The sequence below is a fragment of the uncultured Frigoribacterium sp. genome (genome assembly GCF_963515265.1).
Classification (GTDB): Bacteria; Actinomycetota; Actinomycetes; order Actinomycetales; family Microbacteriaceae; genus Frigoribacterium.
In genome coordinates this window covers 1-21947 of record NZ_CAUPYL010000025.1, presented here as the reverse complement: position 1 = coordinate 21947, position 21947 = coordinate 1, and the positions used below count along the sequence as shown (strand labels likewise).

Sequence of the window (21947 nt, the reverse complement as noted above, 5' to 3'; positions counted from 1 at the left end):
CGGTCCGGCCGACGCCGAGCGCGTCGCCGTCCGCGGGCCCGTCGCCGTCGTCGCGGGCATCGTCGTGTCCGCCGTCCTCGGCTACGGCGTCCTGGTGACCGTGCCGGCGTCGCTCGCCTGGCAGGGCTGGCTCGTCCGGCTCGTCGGGTTCACGGGCATGACGCCGGGGGTCGCCGCCGTCGCCGCGCTCCTCGTCGCCGCCGCGGCCGCCTTCGTGGTCGCCGTGCTCGCGACGGGCCTGCGGCCGACCTCCCGCCGCTAGGCTGAGGGGGTGTCCACCCTCGCCTCCGTCAACGCCGTCGTCGAACGTCTCTGGCCCCTCTCGGGCGCCGAGTCGTGGGATCATCCCGGCATCGTGGTGGGTGACCCCGACCAGCCCGTGACCCACGTCCGGCTCGCGGTCGACGCGGTCCTCGAGGTCGTGGACGAGGCCGTCGACATCGGTGCCGACCTCCTGCTCGTGCACCACCCCCTCCTCTTCCGCGGCGCGACCACGATGGCCGAGGACACGACCAAGGGGGCCGTCGTCTCGCGCCTCGTACGGGCGGGCTGCGCGCTGATCGCCGCCCACACCAACGCGGACGTCGTCGAGACCGGCACGTCGCGCGTCCTCGCGCACCAGCTCGGCCTCGTCGACCAGCGGCCGATCACCGAGGGGGCGACGAGCTCGACCGGCCTCGGCGTGACAGGCCGCCTGCCTCGGCCCATGAGCCTCGTGTCGTTCGCGCGCCAGCTCGGCGAGCTCCTGCCGCCCACCGCCGCGGGCATCCGCGTGGCCGGTGACGCCGAGCGCGTCGTCGAGACCGTGGCGCTCTGCGCGGGTGCCGGCGACTCCCTGCTCGACCACCCCGACGTCCGTGCAGCCGACGTCTACCTCACGAGCGACCTGCGCCACCACCCCGCGAGCGACGCCCGCGACCTGATGCTCCTCGGCCGGGGCCCCGCGCTCGTCGACGTCTCGCACTGGGCTAGCGAGTGGCTCTGGCTCGACACGGCCGCCGCGCAGCTGCGCGAGGCCCTCCACGACGTCGAGGTCACCCTGAGCGACCTGCGCACCGACCCCTGGGACTTCACGGTCGTGCAGTAGCCCACCCCCACCTCCTGCGCTCTCGTCCTCGACACGGACGCCGCACCACGAACGCCGCACCACCACCGCCGCACCACGACCACGAAGCAGGCACCATGGCCCTCCAAGCAAGCCCCGCCGACCAGGCTCTCCTCCTCGACCTCCAGGCGCTCGACACGGCGATCCAGCAGCTCGCCCACCGGGCGGCGAACCTGCCCGAGATCGCCGTGCTCGCCACGATCGACGGCGATGCCTCGCGCCTCCGCAGCCGCCTCTCGTCGGAGCAGGGCGCCTGGGAGGACGCGCAGACCGAGCTGACGCGCATCGAGTCCGACGTGGCCGTGGTGGTGGCCCGTGCCGAGCGCGATCGCACGCGGCTGGCGTCGTCCTCGTCCGTCAAGGACGTCGCGGCGCTCGAGGGTGAGCTCGTCGCCCTCGCCCGCCGTCAGAGCGACCTGGAGGACGCGCAGCTCGAGGTCATGGACCGGGTCGAGTCGCTCGGCGCCGTCGCCGCGCTGACGAAGTCCGAGCTCGACCAGATCGAGACCCGTCGTGCCGAGGCGGCCGAGGGCCGCGACGCCGGGCTCGGCAGGCTCGAGGTCGAGCGGCGCGAGGTCGAGGCCGACCGAGCCGCCATCGCCGAGAAGGTGCCGGCCGAGCTGCTCGCCCTGTACGAGCGTCAGCGGGCCCGCTACGGCGTGGGCGCGTCGCTCCTCCGCGGCGGGGTCTCGAGCGCGAGCGGCGTGACGCTCACCGGCAGCGACCTCGCAGCGGTGCGGTCCGCCTCCGCCTACGACGTCGTGCTCTGCCCCGACAGCGACGCGATCCTCGTGCGCACTGGCGAGTCGGGCATCTGACCGTCCCGTCGTGACGGGCGGGTGACGCCCGCTAGCATGGTCGACGCGGATGGGTCGGCAAGACGGTCGCGTCACCGCGGGGTCCGCCCCGCGGTGCCGAGGAACGTCCGGGCTCCACAGAGCAGGGCGGTGGGCAACACCCACCCGGGGCGACCCGCGAGACAGTGCAACAGAGAGAAGACCGCCACGGTCGTCGCCGAGAGGCGGCGCCGGGGTAAGGGTGAAACGGCGGTGTAAGAGACCACCAGCGGTTCGGGTGACCGGCCGGCTATGTAAACCTCGCCCGGAGCAAGGTCAGACAGAGGACGCCGAGGCTGCTCGCCGAGTCCTCGGGTAGACCGCTAGAGGGCTGCGGCGACGCAGTCCCGAGAGAGATGGCCGTCCATGGTGCTCACGCACCGGGACAGAACCCGGCGTATCAGCCGGCCCATCCGCCTCAGCCGTGCACGCGGCTGGCACACGACGAGAGGGACCCTGGTCCAGGAGGCGCGCCTCCCGAGCCAGGGTCCCTCTCGTCGTGCCGCCTGCTGCGTCCGCCGGACCGCCTAGGCAGCCGGGCGGGAGCCCGCGGCGAGGGCAGCCGCGCCCATGATGCCCGCGTTGTTGCGCAGCACAGCCGGCACGATCTCGGCGCGGAGGTCGAGCAGCGGCAGGAACTCCTCGTGGTGCTTCGACACCCCTCCGCCGACGATGATGCGCCGCGGGTAGAGCAGCGCCTCGAGGTGCGAGTAGTACTTCTGCAGGCGCTTGGCCCAGTGCTTCCAGCTGATGTCGTCGCGCTCCTTGGCGGCGTACGAGGCCTTCGTCTCGTAGTCCTTGCCGCCGATCTCGAGGTGGCCGAGCTCGGCGTTGACGATCAGCACGCCGTCGTTGATCAGGGCGGTGCCGATGCCCGTGCCGAGCGTCGTCATGATCACCAGGCCGGGGACGTCCTTCGCGGCGCCGTAACGGGTCTCGGCGTAGCCGGCGGCGTCGGCGTCGTTGACGAAGTGGATCGACCGGCCCAGCGTCTTCTCGAAGAGCGCCTCGGCCTCGAAGCCGATCCACTTCTTCGACACGTTCGCGGCCGAGAGGGTCCTGCCGTCCATGATGGCGGCGGGGAAGCAGACGCCCACGGGGATCGTGTCGTCGTCGAGGCCGAGTTCGTCGACGATCTGCTTCACCACCGCCACGATGGCGTCGGGCTCGCCGCCCTCCGGCGTCGGCTTCTTGATGCGGTCGGTGAGGAGCTCGCCCGACTCGACGTCGACGATCGCCCCCTTGATGCCGGTGCCGCCGATGTCGATGCCGACTGCTCTCTGTGCCACGGGTCGTCCTTCTTCCTGGTGCTCGTCGTCAACTGAGGGTGAGGACGTCGGCACCGCGTTCGGTGACGACGAGGGTGTGCTCGAACTGGGCCGTGAGCGACTTGTCACGGGTGGCGACGGTCCAGCCGTCCGCCCAGATGTCCGCCTCGACACTGCCGAGGGTGAGCATGGGCTCGATGGTGAAGACCATCCCGGGCACCATGACGTCGTCGAACTGCGGGGCGTCGTAGTGGGGGATCACGAGGCCGGAGTGGAAGGCGCGGCCGACGCCGTGGCCGGTGTAGTCGCGCACCACCCCGTAGCCGAAGCGGGCGGCGTACGACTGGATGGCCCGGCCGATCACGTTGACCTCGCGGCCCGGGGCGACGGCCTTGATGCCGCGTCGCAGGGCCTCGCGCGTGCGCTCGACCAGGTCCACGGTCTCCTGGGCCGCGTCCCCGACCAGCACCGTGCGGTTGAGGTCGCCGTGCACCCCGTCCTTGAACGCGGTGATGTCGATGTTGACCAGGTCGCCCTCGTCGAGCACGGTGTCGTCGGGGATGCCGTGGCAGATGACCTCGTTGACCGACGTGCAGACCGACTTCGGGAACCCCCGGTAGCCGAGCGTCGACGGGTAGGCGTCGTGGGCCACGAGGAACTCGTGGGCGACCCGGTCGAGCTCGTCCGTCGTCACGCCGGGGCGGATCGCGGCCTCGACGGCGTCGATCGCCTGCGAGGCGATCCGGCCGCTCGCGCGGATCAGCTCGATCGTCGGGGCGTCGTACACGTCGCCGCCGGTGTACGGAGCGGGGCCCGCCTTGCCGACGTACTCGGGTCGGGCGATGGACGAGGGGACCGGGCGGAGTGGCGAGACCCGGCCCGGGGTCAGTGATCCGTCGAGGTCCCGGGGCATGCCGTCCAGCTTAGGGGGAGGGCGGCTGCCCGGGGGCCCGCGCCCCTGTCGCGCCCCGATCGGGGGATTGGTCGGACCGGGGTACATCTGGCAGTCTCCCCCGGGGGACGACGAGACGAGGGAACGCACGTGGGACGCACTTGGAGGACGACAGCCGTCGTGGCGCTGGCGACGGCCGTCGCGGCGGTCGGGGCCGTGATGGCGCCGTCAGCACCGGCACAGGCCGCCGACGGGGCGATGATCGTCCCGGCCACCGGGAGGATCACCGGCACGGTCGGCAGCCACTGTGGGCTGAACGACACGCACTCGGGCACGGACATCGCCCGCCTGCAGGGCGGCCCGGTCGTCGCCGCCGCCGCCGGGAAGGTGCTCTCGGTGGTGCAGTCGACCGCGACGAGCGGCTACGGCACCCAGGTCGTCCTCCAGCACTCCGACGGGTACACGACCCGCTACGCGCACCTCGTCGTCAACTCGACGACGGTCGCGGTCGGGCAGTCGGTCGCACGCGGCCAGACGCTCGGCTCGATGGGGTCGACCGGCGCCTCGACCGGGGTGCACCTGCACTTCGAGATCCGCATCGGCAACGCCGTGCAGGACGGCGTCAACGGGTACTTCACTTGTGGACGCAACGTCACGCAGGGCACGGCCATCGGCTGGTCCTTCCCGGGCCTCGCCGAGGACTCGCCGGACCGCGACCGCGACGGCGTGCCGAACTCGACCGACGCGTGCCCGGACACGGCGGGCTTCGCGCTCTACGCGGGCTGCGAGCTGCCACGGACGGCGAACACGACCGACTTCGACGGCAACGGCCGCGCCGACGTGTTCTACGGCAACCCCAACGGCCAGTGGTGGGCCTCCGACGGAGGCGTGTCCAACTGGCGCAGCCTCGCCCACGGGCACGTCGACACCAGCCTGTTCCAGTTCGCCGACTTCGACGGCGACGGGAAGAGCGACGTCTTCTGGCCTGCGCCGGACGGCTCCTGGCGTGTCTCCTGGGGCGGCGTGACGTCCTGGACGAGGATCAACGGCGCGGCGGAGGCCAAGGGCGAGGAGCTCCAGCTCGGCGACTTCGACGGCGACGGCCGTGCCGACGTCCTCTGGGCGAACTCCTCGCTGCAGACCTGGCAGGTCTCGTACGGCGGGACGTCGCCGTGGACGACGACGGCCGTCGACGTCCCGAACACGGACATCCGGGTGGCCGACATGGACGGCGACGGCCGGGACGACGTGTTCTGGGCCCACCCCACGGGCGCCTGGTGGGCGGCGTCGGGGGCTGCCGTCCCGTGGCGGGTCCTGGCGTCGGCCGGCGTCCCGATGGCCGAGATGGACCTCGCCGACCTCGACGGCGACGGTCGTGCCGACGTCTTCTGGGCCAACCGCGCCGACGGCCGCTGGTACGTCTCCAGCGCCGGCGTCTCGTCGTGGAGCAGCCGGGTGTACGCGGGCGTCCCGCCGGAGCGGCTGCAGCTCGGCGACCTCGACGGCGATCGTCGCGCGGACGTGCACTACGCCGACACGCGGGCAGGAGGGTGGCTGTCGTCCCCCGGGGCGGTCTCGTCCTGGCAGCGGCTGGCGACCTCGGATGCCGACCCGCGCCTCCTCGTGGTCGGCTGACGACCGCGGCCTCTGCGGTCTTCCCGCAGCGCCCGGCCCGCCCCTAGAGTACGAACGAGGCCCCAAGGAGGGGCGGACACGGGGGGCCGACATGACCGACGCGACCAGCACGAGCAGCAGCACGGGGATGTCCCGTGCCGCCAAGACCATCGCGGTCGGCGTGATCGCCGTCGCCGCCCTCCTCGCGTCGGCCCTGGCCGGGCCGGCCGGCCCCGCGGCCGCGGCGGGCGGCTACGACTACAGCCCCGGCGAGCCGATGATCATGGACAACGGCGGCACGATCAACGGGGGCTACGATCAGGTCTGCTCCGGGGGCTACGCCATCAGCGGCGACTCCGGCTTCTTCCTCTTGGGTCAGTTCTGTGCGACCGTCGTCTCCGGCACCGTGAGGAACAACCAGGGCGCGTACGCCAAGAACCTCTACTCGCCTGCGTCGCAGCGGGACCAATCGTTGCTCTACGCCATGGTGCCCGGCGACGACGCCCACCAGATGGTGGCGGACCCCCTCACCGGAGAACAGCCCGGCGACGGGCGGATCGTCGGCTTCATGCCGACCGTCCAGCAACGTCCCGGCATGCTCGTCGGGAAGATGGGGGTCGGCACAGGGTGGACCGAAGGCGCCATCACGGGCGTCGTCGGGGACCTCCTCTGCACGACGATGGAGGTCGCCCCGGGCGATCTGGGCGGCCCGGTCTGGCGCCTCGACGAGAACGGCCTACGCGCGCTCGGCACGATCCGCGGACGGGACTCCTCCGGACACGGCTGCTACCGCCCGATCCAGGAGACGCTCTACGAGTACGGTGCGAACCTGCCCGTCTTCGGACCCGACCAGGGCAGGCCCACCTGGGGCACCTGGGCACCGGGCATGCCCTACCTCGGCGGCACGACGTCGGCCGGCCGGGCCTTCACCATCACCATCCCGACCCGCGCCGACTGGACCCCGTGACGCCCCCGCCCGCCCGGCGGTAGCCTCGCCCCATGACGACTGAGTTCTGGTTCAACACCCGCACGCACGAGGTCGAGGAGGGCAAGGTGTCGCCCGCCGTCGACCGGGCCGGCCCCTACGCCACCCGTGACGAGGCGGCAGCGGCCATCCGGACGATCCAGGAGCGGAACGCCCGCCTCGACGCCGAGGACGCGGCCGACGACTGACGGATCCGGGGCCGGCGTGACCGTGGCCGACGGACGCGTCCACTAGCCTCGACGCAGAGCAGAAAGGCTGTCGATGGACAAGCAGAGGGACTTCGTCCTCCGGACGATCGAAGAACGCGGCATCAAGTTCATCAGGCTCTGGTTCACGGACGTGATCGGCACCCTGAAGAGCGTGGCCATCGCCCCGGCCGAGGTCGAGGGCGCGTTCGCCGAGGGGATCGGCTTCGACGGCTCCGCGATCGAGGGACTCACCCGGTCGTACGAGGCCGACGTGCTCGCGCAGCCCGACCCCACCACCTTCCAGATCCTGCCGTGGCGCGGCGAGATCGACCCGACGGCCCGCATGTTCTGCGACATCACGACGCCCGACGGGCAGCCGGCCGTCGCCGACCCGCGGAACGTCCTCAAGCGCACGCTCGCGCGGGCCGGCGAACGCGGCTTCACGTTCTACACGCACCCCGAGGTCGAGTTCTACCTCCTGAAGGACGCGCAGGGCGGTCCCGACGGGCCGCAGCCCGTCGACTCGGCCGGCTACTTCGACAACGTGCCCGGCGGCACGGCCCACGACTTCCGCCGCCGCTCGGTCCGCATGCTCGAAGATCTCGGGATCTCCGTCGAGTTCAGCCACCACGAGGCGGGACCCGGCCAGAACGAGATCGACCTGCGCTACGCCGACGCCCTGACGACCGCGGACAACATCATGACGTTCCGCACCGTCATCAAGGAGGTGGCGATCGAGCAGGGCGTGTACGCCACGTTCATGCCCAAGCCCTTCAGCCAGCACCCCGGCTCGGGGATGCACACGCACATGTCGCTCTTCGAGGGCGACGGCAACGCGTTCTACGAGGCCGGCGCCGAGTACCAGCTCTCCCGCATCGGCCGGCAGTTCATCGCGGGCCTCCTGCGACACGCACCCGAGATCACGGCGGTGACGAACCAGTTCGTCAACAGCTACAAGCGCCTGTGGGGCGGCGACGAGGCGCCCAGCTTCGTGACCTGGGGCCACAACAACCGCTCGGCTCTCGTGCGCGTGCCGTTGTACAAGCCCAACAAGGGAAACTCGAGCCGCGTCGAGTACCGCGCCATCGACTCCGCCGCGAACCCCTACCTCGCCTTCTCCCTCATGCTCGCCGCGGGCCTCAAGGGCATCGAGGAGGGCTACGAGCTCCCCGCCGAGGCCGAGGACAACGTCTGGGGCATGAGCGACGCCGAGCGTCGCGCGCTCGGCTACAAGCAGCTGCCCGCCAGCCTCGACCACGCCCTCTCGATCATGGAGGACAGCGAGCTGGTCGCTGAGACGCTCGGCGAGCAGGTCTTCAACTACGTGCTGCTGAACAAGCGGCAGGAGTGGAAGTCGTACCGGGCCCAGGTGACGCCGTTCGAGCTGCGCTCCAACCTCGAGATCCTCTAACGGGCCGGCTCCACCATGCCTCGAGCAGCGACGGCGCTGTCCGACCTGGCGCGGCTCGGGTTCGCCGAGCTCGGCACCGCACGCGAGCGGCTGGACCGCCTCGTCGAGGCGACCCCGTCGCTCGCGTCGGCCGTCGCCTCCTTCGCCCGCAGCCCTGATCCCGACCAGGCCCTGTTGCACCTCGAGCGTCTGCTCGAGCGATCGCCCGACGGCGTCGCCGCGTTGCTCGAGGCACGCGCGGGAGAGCGCCTGCTGCGCCTGCTCGGGTCGTCGTCCGGCCTCGCCGAGTTCCTGGTGCGCCGGCCGGCCGAGCTCGAGCTGCTGCTGCAGCCCGCACCCGTTCCCCGCAGTCGCGACGACTACGTGGACGACCTCGTGTCGCGCGTCGCCGGGCTGGTCGACGAGGAGGCGCGGGTCGCCCTCCGCGTCGGCTACCGCCGTCACCTCGTGCAGATCGCCAGCTGGGACCTCGACCGGCCCGACCCGGTCGAGGCGCTCCCCGTCGTCGCCGCTGCCCTCGCCGACCTGGCCGGTGCAGCGCTGCACGCCGCCCTCGACGTGGCCCGGCGCGAGGTGCCGTTCCCCGGGGACGACGTGGCGCGCACCCGTCTCGCGGTGATCGGGATGGGCAAGGCAGGGGCACGCGAGCTGAACTACCTCAGCGACGTCGACGTCGTCTGGGTCGCCGAGGGCGCCGACGGCCTCGAGAACGGGCGGGCGGTCGAGATCGGCACCCGGCTGGCGGTGCACACGGTCCGGGCGATCACGGACCTCGCGCTCGAGCCGGAGCTCTGGGAGGTCGATTCGAACCTGCGGCCGGAGGGCAAGGACGGCGCCCTCGTCCGCACCCTCGAGTCGCACGTCGCCTACTACGAGCGCTGGGCGAAGGGCTGGGAGTTCCAGGCGCTGCTCAAGGCGCGTCCGCTCGCGGGGGACGTCGACCTCGGCGACCGGTACTCCGAGCGCATCGCGCCGTTCGTGTGGTCGGCCGCCCAGCGCGAGGCCTTCGTCGAGTCCGTGCAGGCCATGCGCGAGCGCGTCACCGACCTCCTGCCGGCCGACGAGGTCGACCGGCAGCTGAAGCTGGGGCCCGGCGGGCTCCGCGACGTCGAGTTCACGATCCAGCTGCTCCAGCTCGTCCACGGCCAGGCGGACGACGGCGTGCGGCAGCGGTCGACGCTGGAGGCGCTGGCCGCCCTCGCGCGGCGGGGCTACGTGGGGCGCGCCGAGGCCGCCGAGTTCGACCGCGACTACCGGGTGCTGCGCGTGCTCGAGCACCGCGTGCAGCTGTCGCACCTGCGCCGGACCCACCTGATGCCGACGGACGAGAACGCGCTCCGGGTGCTCGCGCGCGCCTCCGGGCTGAGCTCCTCGGGCACGGGCCTCGTCGAGGCGTGGCGCGAGGTGAAGCGGCGCGTGCGCACCCTGCACGAGCGCCTCTTCTACCGGCCCCTGCTCTCGGCGGTCGCGGCCCGTCCCGAGGAGGACCTCGCGCTCAGCAGCGACCAGGCCGCCGCCCGGCTGGCCGCGATCGGCTTCTCGGACCCGCGCGGCGCCCTCGGGCACATCGCCGCCCTGACCGGGGGAGTCTCACGACGAGCGAGCATCCAGCGGCACCTGCTGCCCGCCATGCTGCAGTGGTTCGCAGACGGGACCGACCCCGACCTCGGCCTCCTCGCCTTCCGCAGGCTCAGCGACGGGCTCGGCGAGTCGTACTGGTTCCTCCGGATGCTGCGCGACTCGTCGGGGGCCGCCCACCGGCTCACGACCGTGCTGTCGTCGTCGACGTTCGTCGCCGACCTGCTCGACCGGTCCCCGGAGGCGGCGGCCTGGTTCGAGTCCGACGCCGAGCTCCGACCACGGACGCTCGCCAGCCTGCTCGACGAGACGAGCGCCACCGTGGCACGGCACGAGTCGAAGGAGGGGGCTGCCGGCGTGCTGCGGCAGGCTCGGCGCCGCGAGGTCCTCCGGCTGGCCATCTCGGGGATCCTCGGCCTCGTCACGATCGACCAGCTGGCGCAGGGGCTCACGGACGTCACGACAGCGACGATCACGGGCGCCCTCGCCCTGGCCCGTCGAGACGTGCCCGACGTCGAGATGGCGGTGGTCGCCATGGGCCGCTACGGCGGCCGCGAACTCGGGTTCGGGTCCGACGCCGACGTCCTCTTCGTCCACCGGGGGGCCGAGGGCGACGACACCTCGCAGCGCCGGGCTGCCGGCGTGGTGGCCGAGATGGGCCGCCTCACCTCGGACGCCCTCGTGCCGCTCGACCTCGACACGGGCCTGCGTCCCGAGGGCGGGAACGGACCCGTGACGAGGTCCCTCGCCTCCTACCGGGCCTACTACGCACGGTGGTCGCTCACGTGGGAGGCCCAGTCGTTGCTCCGCGCCCGTGTCGTGGCGGGCGACGCGGGCCTGGGGGCCGAGTTCACCGCGCTGGCCGACGAAGTCCGCTACCCGGTGTCCCTCTCGGACCAGGAGGTGCGCGAGGTCAAGCGCATCAAGGCGCGGGTCGAGGCGGAGCGCCTCCCCAAGGGCGCCGAGCCGTCCCGTCACCTCAAGCTCGGTCGTGGCTCCCTGAGCGACGTGGAGTGGTTCGTGCAGCTGTTGCAGCTCCGGCACGCGCACGACGTGCCCGGTCTCCGCACGACCTCGACGTTGACCGCCCTCGAGGCGGCGGCCGCCGCGGGGCTGGTCGACGTCGACGACGCGGCCAAGCTGCACGACGCCTGGCTGATGGCGTCCCGCGCCCGTTCCGCCGTCGTCCTCTGGACCTCGCGCACCTCGGACGTCCTGCCCACCGACCGTCGACAGCTCGAGGGCGTCGCCCGCCTGATGGAGTACCCGCCGGGGTCGGCCACGCGCCTCGAGGAGGACTACCTCGCGGTGACCCGTCGCGCACGGGCGGTGTTCGAGCGGGGCTTCTACGGCCTGGACGAGGCGCCGGAGCCTACCGCCTGACCGCGACGGGCGCGACCGGCGTCGCGGTCGCGACGTGCGACACGCCCGAGATGCACTCACCCGGGGGGTGACGCCCGAATTGGTCACGGGTGATTTTGCCGTACCCCGAAAAGGGGGTGCGTACCCCGGTCGAGATGTCTGTCGTGTTTCGGACGCGTGACCGCCCCGCACGCACAGCCCCGCAGTGCCATGGGCATTCCTCACCTCCCGCCGCACGGGCCGAGTCTGCGCAGGACCGTCGGGATCCGACCGTGATCAGGCCTTTCTCCGGGTTCCTTCGTGGGCTCGAGAGGGCACGTGGGGGCCGAGCCGGGTGGGGCCTGCCGCGCCTCCGGCAGGCACCCGGCTCTGTCGGCATTTCGTGCGACACCGATGGGAGGACACGGGCGTACCCCGCCTCGCAGGGCCGAGGCGCCGAACGGGTGGTCGGTTGTGAGTCCCCTCCGAACCGCCGCAAGATTGCACCGACCCGACAGACCCCTTTCCTCGAAGACGCGGAATCGTCCTTTTCCCATCCCCGTGAGGCGGCCCTCGTGTTGACTTTCATCCTCCAGATCCGATCCATGGCAGGCGGCCACGCCGAGCTGTACCTGTTCGCGGTCTACTCGGCCTTCATCTGGATCCTGTGGATCATCAAGGTGCTGCTCTCGCGGCGGTACCGCCCCTTCACGGGGGAGTTCTCCGGCTCCACGAGCGTCGTCGTCCCGGTGGTCGACGAGCCCCTGGACCTGTTCCGCGACGTCATCGGCCGCATGGTCGAGCAGCAGCCGGGCGAGATCATCGTGGTCATCAACGGCAAGCCGAACCCGGAGCTGGCGGCCGTCTGCGACGAGTACGCCCCTCTCGTCCGCTGGGTGCACACCCCCATCCCCGGCAAGCGCAACGCCGTCATGATCGGCACCGAGCTCAGCCGCGGCGACATCACCGTGCTGGTCGACTCCGACACGGTGTGGACGCCGGGGACGCTCTCCGAGCTCGTCCGCCCCTTCGCCCACGAGAACGTCGGCGGCGTCACCACGCGTCAGCGCATCCTGGAGCCCGAGCGCAGCTGGATCACCCGCTGGGCCGACTGGCTCGAGAACTCGCGTGCGCTCTACTCGATGCCCGCGCAGAGCGTCCTGGGACAGATCGGCTGCCTCCCCGGTCGGACGATCGCCTTCCGCCGCGAGATCCTCGTGCGGGTGATGGACCGCTTCATGACGGAGAAGTTCATGGGCGTCTTCCTCGAGGTCAGCGACGACCGCACCCTCACGAACCTCACCCTCAAGGAGGGGTACCGCACCGTGTACCAGCACACGAGCCTCGTCTACACGGACGCCCCGCTCGAAGTGAAGAAGCTGTTCAAGCAGCAGCTCCGTTGGGCCCGCGGGAGCCAGTACAACACGTTCCGGATGATGCCGTGGATGCTCGGGCACGCTCCGATGCTCGCGTTCTTCTTCGCGATGGACATCATCCTGCCCTTCCTCCTGATGGGCGTCATCGGCGGCTGGATCTACCGGGGCATCACCGGGCAGGGCGTCAACCTGTACCGCGGCATCCTGGCCGAGTACGGGGTCTCCACCGGGCTGGTCAGCATCGTGGTGCTGATGGTGCTGTCGTCCGTGCTCAGCATGGCGATCCGACAGATGCGACACCTGGCCGAGAAGCCCTCGGACTTCATCCGCCTGCCCGTCTTCATCATCGTGTCGACCTTCTTCCTCATGCCGATCCGCGTCATCGGGTTCTTCCGCATGGGGCACGCCAGCGGCTGGGGGACCCGTGCCGGCGCCTACGCCGGCGGAGCCGCGGACGACGCGGCCCAGCAGATGGCCCACCAGGCCACCGGCGACGACTCGCTGCGGGTGCTGGAGCGCGAGTTCGACGACGAGGCCGATCCCGGCGTCGACGCCCTCTTCGACCTCGGCGGTTCCTCGACCCCCGCCGGCCCCACGTCGGACGCGACCACCGTCCGACGCGACGACACCGGCGTGGTCCTGGTGCGCAGCCACCGCGCCGAGACGGCCGTCGAGACCGCGCCGTCGCCCCAGGACGACGCCGTGACGACCTCGTCGGCGACCGCCTTCGCCGCGGCCACGGCCCCCGTGGCCGCCGTCGCGCCTCCTCGTCGTCGCCTCAACCCCAAAGCCGGCTTCCCGTACCTGATCGGTGCCGTCATCATCGCCCTGGAGGTGTGGTTCATTGTCTGAGTCCCCGCAGACCTTCGTCGCCCCGCTGCACGTGCAGTCGGGAGCCTGGTGGGCCTCGTCCCACGGGAACGCCCGCCGGACGGCCCTCGGCGCCACCGCGACCGTCGTCCTGTTGGCCATGATCTCGTGGCTCATCTGGATATCGCCGACGGACAACCCCGTCCGGACCGCCGTGCAGGAGGCGGTCGGCACGTCCCCTGCCCAGGTCACCACCCTGAAGGAGGACCGCTCGGCCCTGCTCGACCAGCTCGTCGCAGCCAAGCGGCAGCTCGCCGCGAGCAAGACGGAGCTGGCGGACGTACAGCAGCAGGCCTGGACGTCCGAGGGGCAGCTCACCGACGCACAGGCTCGCCTCGCGTCGGCGCAGGACGCCCTCCGTGACGCCCAGGCCGCGACCGGCGGCGGCTCGTCGGCCGGCGGCGGCAACGGAGGCTCCGGGGCCGTGGCCACCGGGCCCAAGGGCGGCAGCGGCTCCGGAAACGGCTCCGGCTCCGGCAACGGCAACGGCCCGGGCGGGGCCGGGACGACCGGCCCCGTGCCGATCACCGCTCCCTCCCTCGCGGACATCGTCTCGCCCGAGTCTCGCTACTTCGGCCTCTACACGACCCAGTCGCCCTTCAGCTGGTCCGAGTTCGACGACGTGAGCACGAAGATCGGCGCGCAGCCGAACATGTCGGGCTACTTCCAGGGCTTCGACCAGGAGTTCAACGCCACGGCGGTGAACCGTTCGTGGGCCAAGGGCGACCTCCCGTTCCTCACCTGGGAGTCCCGACCGATCGCCGCCGGCAACGAGGCGGTCGTCGACCCGGACTACGAGCTGAGCAAGATCATCGAGGGCGACTTCGACGCGTACCTCACACGCTGGGCCGACGCGCTCGTGGCCAACGGCCTGCCGATGGCCATCCGCCTCGACCACGAGATGAACGGCAACTGGTACCCGTGGGCCGAGGGCGTGAACGGGAACGAGAAGACCGAGTACGTGCAGATGTGGAGGCACGTGCACGACCTCTTCGAGGCACGCGGCGCGAACGAGCTCGTCGCCTGGGTCTGGGCCCCCACCAGGGTCGAGGGCGTGCCCACCAAGAACAGGGGCGTCGAGTACACGGCGAGCCTCTACCCCGGTGACGACTACGTCGACTGGGTGGGCATGACCGGCTACCTCCGGAACAGCCCGGAGACGCCCCAGACCGGCGACTTCCAGGGCACCTTCGGCAAGACGCTGGCGCAGCTGCGGCAGATCACGACGAAGCCCATCATCCTCGCCGAGATGGGCGCGGCCGAGCTCGGCACGACGAAGGACGCCCAGAAGCCGAAGTGGATCGACTCGCTCTTCAGCGAGCTCGCCAAGCCGGAGAACGACGACATCCTCGGGTTCTCCTGGTTCAACCTCACGGCCACGACCGTGTCCAGCGGCTCGTACCTCACGAACGACTGGCGGATCGTCTCCCGGCAGGACTCCCTCGACGCCTTCCGCCGCGGCATCGCCCGCACCGACACCGACTTCGCCCTGAGGACGCTGCCGTGACCACGGCCGACGACTCGCGGCTCCCGTCCCTCCCCACCCCCTCCGCCCCACTGACTGCAGCACCCCAGATCGCGAGGAGCGCATCATGAGCAAGAACACCAGCCCGGCCGACGGCGCCGGCACCGACCCCCAGTCCGTCGACGCCGCGGTGACGTCCGCCTCGACGAAGCCCCGCATCAGCGTCATCGGCACCGGCTACCTCGGGGCGACCCACGCCGCCGCCATGGCCGAGATGGGCTTCGACGTCATCGGCGTCGACACGGACCCCTCGAAGGTCGAGGCGCTCAGCCAGGGCCGAGTCCCCTTCTTCGAGCCGGGACTGCCCGAGCTGATCCTCCGCCACGTCGAGTCCGGTCGTCTGCTCTTCACGACGGACATCGCCGAGGCCGTCGCCCTCTCCGACGTGCACTTCATCTGCGTCGGCACGCCGCAGCGCCGGGGGAGCCACGCCGCGAACCTGAGCTACGTCGAGGAGGCCACCCGCAAGGTCGCCGAGTCGCTCAGCCACGACGGCCTGATCGTGGGCAAGTCGACCGTGCCGGTCGGCACCGCGGCCCGCCTCCGGGAGATCGTGGCCGGCGTGCTGCCTGCGGGGGTGTCGGCCGACGTCGTGTGGAACCCGGAGTTCCTCCGCGAGGGCCACGCCGTCGAGGACACCCTGCGTCCCGACCGCATCGTCTTCGGCGGCACCGACGTCCGCAGCGAGGCGATCCTCCGCGAGGTCTACGCCGACCCGATCTCGACGGGCACGCCCGTCATCTCGTGCGATCTGCCGACGGCCGAGCTCGTCAAGGTCAGCGCGAACGCGTTCCTGGCGACGAAGATCTCGTTCATCAACGCGATCAGCGAGCTCTGCGAGGCCGCCGGGGCGAACGTCTCGACGCTCGCGGACGCCCTCGGCTTCGACGACAGGATCGGCCGCAAGTTCCTCAACGCCGGCCTGGGCTTCGGGGGCGGCTGCCTGCCGAAGGACATCCGTGCGCTGATGTTCCGCGCCAACGAGCTGGGCGCCCACCGTGCCGTCGGTCTCATGCAGCAGGTCGACGAGATCAACATGGCCCAGCGCCAGCGGGTCATCGACCAGGCCATCGACGCCTGCGGCGGGTCGGTCCTGAACCGGCGCATCGCCGTGCTCGGCGCCGCGTTCAAGCCGCACACGGACGACGTCCGCGACTCGCCGGCCCTGAACGTGGCGGCGGCGCTGCACCTGCGCGGAGCCCAGGTGCTGGTGGTGGACCCGGAGGCGACCCAGACCGCCCAGCGCAGCTTCCCGACCCTGTCGTTCGCCGACAGCATCGAGGAGGCGGTCTCGGACGCCGACGCCGTGCTGCTGCTGACGGAGTGGCCCGAGTTCGTCAGCGCGGAGCCCTCGGCCCTCGCCGAGCTCGCGGCCAACCCCGTCGTGATCGACGCGCGGAACGTGCTCGACGCCGAGGTCTGGTCGAGCGGCGGCTGGGAGGTGCGACCCCTCGGCGGTCGTCGCACCCCGGCTCAGCGACGCGTCCTCACCGGGAGCAGCCTCCCCGCCTGACGCCGGCCGACGACGCGAGGAGGCCCGCACCCCGAGGGGTGCGGGCCTCCTCGCGTCCGGCAGCCACGACGGCGGACGGGGCGCGACCGTCTCGGTCACGCCCCGTCCGGTCTCGCCTAGACGCCGAAGTAGAGCTCGAACTCGAAGGGGTGCGGGCGCTGGGCCATCGGCAGGATCTCCTTCTCGCGCTTGTACGCGATCCAGGTCTCGATCAGGTCCTCGGTGAACACGTTGCCCTTGGTGAGGAACGCGTGGTCGGCCTCGAGCGCGTCGAGGGCGCCGTCGAGCGACGCGGGCACCTGGGGGATGCCCTTCGCTTCCTCGGGGGGCAGCTCGTAGAGGTCCTTGTCGACGGGCTCGTGCGGCTCGATGCGGTTCTGGATGCCGTCGAGGCCCGCCATCAGCTGCGCGGCGAACGCGAGGTAGGGGTTCGACGCGGCGTCGGGGACGCGGAACTCGATCCGCTTGGCCTTGGGGTTCGTGCCCGTGATGGGGATGCGGATGGCCGCCGAGCGGTTGCCCGCCGAGTAGACCAGGTTGACGGGGGCCTCGAAGCCGGGGATCAGGCGGTGGTAGGAGTTGATCGAGGGGTTCGTGAAGGCGAGCACGGCGGGTGCGTGCTTCAGCAGGCCGCCGATGTACCAGCGAGCGAGGTCGGAGAGCCCGCCGTAGCCGTTCTCGTCGTAGAACAGGGGCTTGCCGTCGCTCCAGAGCGACTGGTGGGTGTGCATGCCCGAGCCGTTGTCGCCGAAGAGCGGCTTGGGCATGAAGGTCGCGACCTTGCCCCACTGCTCGGCGGTGTTCTTGACGATGTACTTGAACTTCAGGATGTCGTCGGCCGCGTGGACCATCGTGTCGAACTTGTAGTTGATCTCCTGCTGGCCGCCGGTGCCCACCTCGTGGTGGGCGCGCTCGAGCTCGAGGCCCGAGTCGATCAGCTTGAGGCTGATGTCGTCGCGGAGGTCAGCCGTCTTGTCGACCGGGCTGACCGGGAAGTAGCCGCCCTTGTAGGCGGTCTTGTTGGCGAGGTTGCCGCCCTCCTCGACACGGCCCGTGTTCCAGGCGCCCTCCTCGCTGTCGACGCTGTAGAAGCTGGCGTTCTGCTTCACCTCGTAGCGGACGTCGTCGAAGATGTAGAACTCGGCCTCGGGGGCGAAGAACGCCGTGTCGGCGATGCCGGTGGAGGCGAGGTACTTCTCGGCCTTCTTGGCCACCTGGCGCGGGTCGCGGCTGTAGAGCTCGCCGTTGCGCGGGTTGAAGATGTCGAACACGAGCACCAGGGTGCGCTCGGCACGGAAGGGGTCGACGTAGCCCGTGGTGACGTCGGGGATGAGCTGCATGTCCGACTCGTGGATCGACGCGAAGCCGCGGATGGAGGACCCGTCGAAGAGCTGGCCGACGGAGAAGAACTCTTCGTCGACGGTGGACGCGGGGATGTTGAAGTGCTGCTGGACGCCGGGCAGGTCCGTGAACCGGATGTCGAGGAACTTGACGTCGGTGTCCGTGATGAACTTCAGCACCTCGGAAGAATCGGTGAACATCTAGGTGTCTCTCCAATGGGCTCAGATCGGTCAGACTGCCGGACGCAGCCTTCGACGACGTTATGGCGGGGCCGTTTCGTCGCGGTGTCCCCATTGTTTCAGAGATGTTACGGGTGCCGCGTCGGTAGGCTCGGCGGCATGCACGACGACCGATCCCGTCCTCCGTCCGACCCTGTCGACGGCGGTGCGGCGCCCCGGCAGGACTGGCCGGGCCAGCGCCTCGGCCTGCCGCGCACGGGCCCGCGCTCGATCGCCCGCCTCGGTCGCCGGATCGCCGGGGTGACGATCGACTGGGCGCTCGCGTACGTCGTCGCGTTCGCCTTCTTCGACGGCCAGGGGCTCGCCATCACGGTCGTCTTCAGCGTCGTCCAGATCCTCTTCCTGGTCACCCTCGGCGGCACCGTCGGCCACCTGGTCCTCGGCATGCGCCTCGTCCCGATGGCAGGTGGCCGGACCGGCCTCTGGCGCCCGGTCGTCCGGACGCTGCTGCTCGCGGTCGTCATCCCCGCGGTGGTCTGGGACCAAGACCAGAGGGGTCTGCACGACCGCGTGGCGGGGACGGTCCTCGTCCGCGTCTGACCGACGCTCCACAGACGGAGGCGCCCGTCCCCTCGAGGGGGACGGGCGCCTCCGTCCGTCGCTGGCCCGATCAGCGGGTCGCGTCGATCGTCAGCGCGGTCGTCCGGCACGCACCTTGAACGGGTCGACGCCCTTGGGGATCGGCAGGCCGTTCTTGCCCAGCGACTGGAGGCGGTTGCTCACGGCGAGCACCTCGTTCCGGTTCAGCGACGACTTGATCTTGTTCATGCGGCCGGCGATCTTGTGCAGCGGCACGGACTCGGCGTCGGGGCCGACGTGCAGCACCGTGATGGGGACGTTGGGCAGGATGCGCGCCACCTTGCGGCGCTCCTCGTCGACGAGCTTCTTGGTCTGCGCGACCGAGCCCTCGCCGATCAGCACGACGCCGCCCTTGCCGACGGCGCGGTAGACGGCTGCCTGGGAACGGCCCTGGACCGCGACGGGCATCTCGGCGGCGCGCCACGAACGACGGAGGCCGCTCTTCATGACGGCGCCCACGGCGCCGGGCTGCCCCTCGATCTGCGAGTAGGCGGCCCTCTCGGCCTTGCGGCCGAGGACGATCAGCAGCAGCAGGACGCCGAGCATCAGGCCGACCACGATGTAGAGCACGAGCGCCAGCACGTTGCCCGCCGAGAGGAAGAGACCCGCGAGGACGCCGGCGGCGACCGGCAGCAGCAGCGCCAGCAGCATCAGCGGCAGCGCCGACTTGTCGACGCGGCGGGTCATCTTGAACACCTGCCACATCTGCTTGAAGCGGCCCGGTTCCTTGGGCGGCTTCGGGGACGTGTTCTCCGGTGACGTGCGTCGTGCCATGCAGACCAGGATACGGGGTCGCGAGCCGCCGTGGGTCCTCCCCGAGGGCTCGCCGTCGTCGGTCGTCCCCGACCGGGACGAGGAGGGACTCGTCCGCCCCTCAGAGACCAGCACGATGACCCCATGGTCACCTCCTCACTCGGTCCCTACGAGCTCGCGCCGGGGTCTTCCTGGCCCCCCGGTCCGGGCGGCGCCGTCGAGGGCACCGCGCCCGACGGCGGCCGGGTGGTGCTGCGCCGCTCCTCGCCGGCCCTCGTCGCGGCGGCGAGCTCGTCGCCGCACCCGCACCTCCTCCGCCCGGTCGACGTGCTGGTCGACGACGAGGGCGCCCTCGTGGTCGTGACGGACGAGCCGGGCGGGGAACGACTCGACCGGTGGGCTCGGCGCCGCGGCACCCTGTCCGCAGGGGAAGCCGTCACGGTCCTGCTGCCCGTGCTCTCCACGGTCGCCCACCTGGCCCGGCGGGGGACGGTGCTGGGCGGCATCGGCCTCGCGGACGTCGCGCTCGACGACCGGGGCGCCCCGGTCCTCGTCGGCGGCAGGACCGCCCAGCCCGGTGCGACGCCGCCCGCGACGGCGACCGAGGGGGCCCGGGCCCTCGTCGAGGCCGTGGCTCGTGAGCTGTCTCCTCGCGACCGGGCCCGGTTGCTGGGCCCGGAGGGTGCCGACACCTGCCTGGACGAGCTCGTCGAGCGGGTCCACGACCTTGCTCCTCCCGTCGCGTTGCCGACCGTCGTGCCGAGCACGGACCTCGAGGCGGCGGTGGTCGCCTGGCGACCACCGCCGGGGGACCCGCCGCGGTCCGGGTGGACCAGCGTCCTGCCCGAGTCCGCGCTCCTCGACGGCGTCGCGGACTGGTGGGAGACGGTCACGGTCGTGCCGATCGTCGACCGGCTGCGGGCGGTCAGGCCACGCTCCTGGGTCCTGGCCGGCCTCGTGGCAGTCTCTCTCGTGGTGGGGGCAGCCGTGGTGCCGCGGGGCGACGGTTCTGACGTCGGGCGGTCCGACCCGGCTCAGCCCGCGGCGACGTCCCCTGCCGATCGGGGGTCCGGCGCGGCCGCGTCGGCGCCCGGCCCGGTCACCGGCGTCCCCGTCCCGGACCGTGCCTCCGACGAGCCCGTGAGCACGGAGGAGGCGGCGGTCCGGGGCGACGACCCGGTCGCGGCGGCCGCGGTCCTGCTCCGAGCCCGGGTCGCGTGCGTCCGCGAACCGTCGACGTCGTGCCTCGCGGCCGTCGACCAGGCAGGGTCGCCTGTGGCGGCGGGAGACTCCCGGACGATGGCCGACCTCGCCTCGGCAGGCGACCTGGTCCTGCCCACGGTCGTCGAGGCGGAGGTGCAACGGCTGGGTGAGACCGTCCTCCTCGCCTGCCGCACGGCGAACGACGAACCGGCCTCGGTCCTCGTGGTGAGGACCGAGGCCGGCTGGCGTCTCAGGGAAGTGACGCGCCGCTGACGCGCGCGATCACGGGGGCGTGGTCAGATGCCCAGGACCCCGGCGAAGTCGCCGGCCTCGAGGCGGGTCTTGACCGCCACGAGGAACCGGGCGGCGTCAGCACCGTCGACGATGCGGTGGTCGTACGAAAGGGCCAGGTAGACCATCGAGCGGACGGCGATCGCGTCGGCGCCGTCCACGGAGACGACCACGGGACGCTTCACGACCACGCCGGTGCCCAGGATCGCGACCTGGGGGAGGAACACCACGGGAGTGTCGAACAGGGCGCCCCGCGAGCCAGTGTTCGTCACCGTGAAGGTGCCGCCGGCCAGCTCGTCGGGCTTCAGCTTGTTGTCGCGCGTGCGCTGCGCCAGGTCCGCGATCTGAGCGGCGATGCCGGCCAGGTCGAGGTCGGACGCGTCCTTGATGACGGGCGTGAGCAGACCGCGCTCCGTGTCGACGGCCATGCTGACGTTCTCGTGGTCCGGGTAGACGATCGAGTCGCCGTCGACGGTGGCGTTCAGCTTCGGGTGCGCCTTGAGCGCCTCGGCGGCCGCGAGCGTGAAGAACGGCAGGAACGACAGCTTGTTGCCGGTCTTCTCGAGGAACGCCGCCTTGTTCGCGTCACGGAACGTCGCGACGGCCGTGACGTCGACCTCGACCACGCTCGTCAGCTGGGCCATCGCCTGCATCGACTGGACGGCGCGCTCGGCGACGACCTTGCGCAGACGCGTCATGGGCACGGTCGTGCCGCGCAGCGGCGAGACCTCCACGGGCGCCGACGCCGGGGTCGACGTCGTGGCCGCCGAGCTGGCGGCCTCGACGGCGGCGAGGACGTCCTCCTTGCGGATGCGGCCGCCGACGCCGCTCCCGGTCAGGGTCGAGATGTCGATGCCCTTCTCGTTCGCGAGCTTCCGGACCAGCGGCGTGACGTAGCCGGTCGGAGCCGACGACGAATCGGCCGAGGCCGCCGGGGCAGCAGCTGCGGGTGCGGCGGCTGCCGGGGCAGCAGCTGCGGGTGCGGCGGCTGCCGGGGCAGCAGCTGCAGGAGCAGCCGCCGGGGCGGGAGCTGCTGCTG

Annotated in this window: 18 protein-coding genes and 1 other RNA gene; 14 read left to right on the top strand and 5 right to left on the bottom strand. The window is 71.7% G+C overall.

Features of this window, described 5'->3' with window-relative positions; all coding sequences use genetic code 11:
• From RWM17_RS04530 to rnpB, 4 genes are all read left to right on the top strand, one after another.
• Positions 1 to 262, top strand: a 262-nt coding sequence (locus RWM17_RS04530) for a hypothetical protein (protein WP_314101760.1), incomplete at its 5' end; no start/stop codon positions are given.
• A 9-nt stretch (positions 263 to 271) separates the two neighbouring features.
• Complete coding sequence (locus RWM17_RS04525) at positions 272 to 1087, top strand: Nif3-like dinuclear metal center hexameric protein (RefSeq protein ID WP_314101758.1); 816 nt, start codon at positions 272 to 274, stop codon at positions 1085 to 1087.
• A 95-nt stretch (positions 1088 to 1182) separates the two neighbouring features.
• Complete coding sequence (locus RWM17_RS04520) at positions 1183 to 1923, top strand: hypothetical protein (RefSeq protein ID WP_314101756.1); 741 nt, start codon at positions 1183 to 1185, stop codon at positions 1921 to 1923.
• A 50-nt stretch (positions 1924 to 1973) separates the two neighbouring features.
• Positions 1974 to 2357: RNase P RNA component class A (gene rnpB / locus RWM17_RS04515), an RNA gene on the top strand.
• A 111-nt stretch (positions 2358 to 2468) separates the two neighbouring features.
• Here the strand turns inward: rnpB and ppgK are convergent.
• A complete protein-coding gene (gene ppgK / locus RWM17_RS04510; RefSeq protein WP_314101754.1) occupies positions 2469 to 3230 on the bottom strand; it encodes a polyphosphate--glucose phosphotransferase in 762 nt (253 codons plus the stop codon).
• 28 nt (positions 3231 to 3258) lie between these two features.
• Positions 3259 to 4122, bottom strand: a complete 864-nt coding sequence (gene map, locus RWM17_RS04505) for a type I methionyl aminopeptidase (protein ID WP_314101752.1) — start codon at positions 4120 to 4122, stop codon at positions 3259 to 3261.
• A gap of 129 nt (positions 4123 to 4251) precedes the next feature.
• Here map and RWM17_RS04500 point away from each other — a divergent pair, with 129 nt between their 5' ends.
• The 8 genes from RWM17_RS04500 to RWM17_RS04465 all read left to right on the top strand — a co-directional run bounded on the left by RWM17_RS04500 (position 4252) and on the right by RWM17_RS04465 (position 16502).
• Positions 4252 to 5736, top strand: a complete 1485-nt coding sequence (locus RWM17_RS04500) for a VCBS repeat domain-containing M23 family metallopeptidase (protein ID WP_314101750.1) — start codon at positions 4252 to 4254, stop codon at positions 5734 to 5736.
• Positions 5737 to 5827: 91 nt separating this feature from the next.
• Complete coding sequence (locus RWM17_RS04495) at positions 5828 to 6682, top strand: hypothetical protein (protein ID WP_314101748.1); 855 nt, start codon at positions 5828 to 5830, stop codon at positions 6680 to 6682.
• Between the two features lie 32 nt (positions 6683 to 6714).
• Entirely contained in the window at positions 6715 to 6888 is a 174-nt protein-coding gene (locus RWM17_RS04490; RefSeq protein WP_314101746.1) for an SPOR domain-containing protein, read from the top strand.
• 73 nt (positions 6889 to 6961) lie between these two features.
• On the top strand, positions 6962 to 8299 hold the full coding sequence (locus tag RWM17_RS04485) for a glutamine synthetase family protein (protein WP_123546050.1): 1338 nt from the start codon (positions 6962 to 6964) through the stop codon (positions 8297 to 8299).
• 15 nt (positions 8300 to 8314) lie between these two features.
• On the top strand, positions 8315 to 11260 hold the full coding sequence (locus tag RWM17_RS04480) for a bifunctional [glutamine synthetase] adenylyltransferase/[glutamine synthetase]-adenylyl-L-tyrosine phosphorylase (protein WP_314101743.1): 2946 nt from the start codon (positions 8315 to 8317) through the stop codon (positions 11258 to 11260).
• Between the two features lie 533 nt (positions 11261 to 11793).
• Entirely contained in the window at positions 11794 to 13446 is a 1653-nt protein-coding gene (locus RWM17_RS04475) for a glycosyltransferase family 2 protein (RefSeq protein WP_314101741.1), read from the top strand.
• Complete coding sequence (locus RWM17_RS04470) at positions 13439 to 14971, top strand: glycosyl hydrolase (protein WP_314101739.1); 1533 nt, start codon at positions 13439 to 13441, stop codon at positions 14969 to 14971. The genes RWM17_RS04475 and RWM17_RS04470 overlap by 8 nt, the downstream gene beginning before the upstream one ends.
• 85 nt (positions 14972 to 15056) lie before the next feature.
• Positions 15057 to 16502 carry a UDP-glucose/GDP-mannose dehydrogenase family protein gene (locus tag RWM17_RS04465; protein ID WP_314101738.1) on the top strand — a complete coding sequence of 482 codons (1446 nt, stop codon included), beginning with the start codon at positions 15057 to 15059 and terminating at the stop codon, positions 16500 to 16502.
• A gap of 116 nt (positions 16503 to 16618) precedes the next feature.
• On the opposite strand, the gene glnA is transcribed toward RWM17_RS04465, so the two are convergent.
• Entirely contained in the window at positions 16619 to 18043 is a 1425-nt protein-coding gene (gene glnA / locus RWM17_RS04460) for a type I glutamate--ammonia ligase (protein ID WP_123546042.1), read from the bottom strand.
• A 138-nt stretch (positions 18044 to 18181) separates the two neighbouring features.
• Between glnA and RWM17_RS04455 the strand changes: the two genes are divergently transcribed.
• On the top strand, positions 18182 to 18622 hold the full coding sequence (locus RWM17_RS04455; RefSeq protein WP_194612238.1) for an RDD family protein: 441 nt from the start codon (positions 18182 to 18184) through the stop codon (positions 18620 to 18622).
• Between the two features lie 90 nt (positions 18623 to 18712).
• Here the strand turns inward: RWM17_RS04455 and RWM17_RS04450 are convergent, their stop codons facing one another.
• A complete protein-coding gene (locus RWM17_RS04450; protein ID WP_314101737.1) occupies positions 18713 to 19435 on the bottom strand; it encodes a DUF4191 family protein in 723 nt (240 codons plus the stop codon).
• Positions 19436 to 19558: 123 nt separating this feature from the next.
• Between RWM17_RS04450 and RWM17_RS04445 the strand changes: the two genes are divergently transcribed.
• The gene (locus tag RWM17_RS04445) at positions 19559 to 20890 is read left to right on the top strand and encodes a hypothetical protein (RefSeq protein ID WP_314101736.1); all 1332 of its coding nucleotides are present in this window, start codon (positions 19559 to 19561) and stop codon (positions 20888 to 20890) included.
• A gap of 23 nt (positions 20891 to 20913) precedes the next feature.
• On the opposite strand, the gene sucB is transcribed toward RWM17_RS04445, so the two are convergent.
• A partial coding sequence (sucB, locus tag RWM17_RS04440; RefSeq protein WP_314101734.1) for a 2-oxoglutarate dehydrogenase, E2 component, dihydrolipoamide succinyltransferase occupies positions 20914 to 21947 on the bottom strand: 1034 nt, incomplete at its 5' end.

Excerpts from the sequence above, each read along its gene's own strand:
- map (WP_314101752.1), bottom strand. The coding sequence starts at position 4,122 with ATGCCCCGGGACCTCGACGGATCACTGACCCCGGGCCGGGTCTCGCCA.
- glnA (WP_123546042.1), bottom strand. The coding sequence starts at position 18,043 with ATGTTCACCGATTCTTCCGAGGTGCTGAAGTTCATCACGGACACCGAC.
- RWM17_RS04480 (WP_314101743.1), top strand. The coding sequence starts at position 8,315 with ATGCCTCGAGCAGCGACGGCGCTGTCCGACCTGGCGCGGCTCGGGTTC.
- RWM17_RS04465 (WP_314101738.1), top strand. The coding sequence starts at position 15,057 with ATGAGCAAGAACACCAGCCCGGCCGACGGCGCCGGCACCGACCCCCAG.
- RWM17_RS04450 (WP_314101737.1), bottom strand. The coding sequence starts at position 19,435 with ATGGCACGACGCACGTCACCGGAGAACACGTCCCCGAAGCCGCCCAAG.
- RWM17_RS04490 (WP_314101746.1), top strand. The coding sequence starts at position 6,715 with ATGACGACTGAGTTCTGGTTCAACACCCGCACGCACGAGGTCGAGGAG.
- RWM17_RS04495 (WP_314101748.1), top strand. The coding sequence starts at position 5,828 with ATGACCGACGCGACCAGCACGAGCAGCAGCACGGGGATGTCCCGTGCC.
- RWM17_RS04485 (WP_123546050.1), top strand. The coding sequence starts at position 6,962 with ATGGACAAGCAGAGGGACTTCGTCCTCCGGACGATCGAAGAACGCGGC.
- RWM17_RS04455 (WP_194612238.1), top strand. The coding sequence starts at position 18,182 with ATGCACGACGACCGATCCCGTCCTCCGTCCGACCCTGTCGACGGCGGT.
- RWM17_RS04520 (WP_314101756.1), top strand. The coding sequence starts at position 1,183 with ATGGCCCTCCAAGCAAGCCCCGCCGACCAGGCTCTCCTCCTCGACCTC.
- RWM17_RS04445 (WP_314101736.1), top strand. The coding sequence starts at position 19,559 with ATGGTCACCTCCTCACTCGGTCCCTACGAGCTCGCGCCGGGGTCTTCC.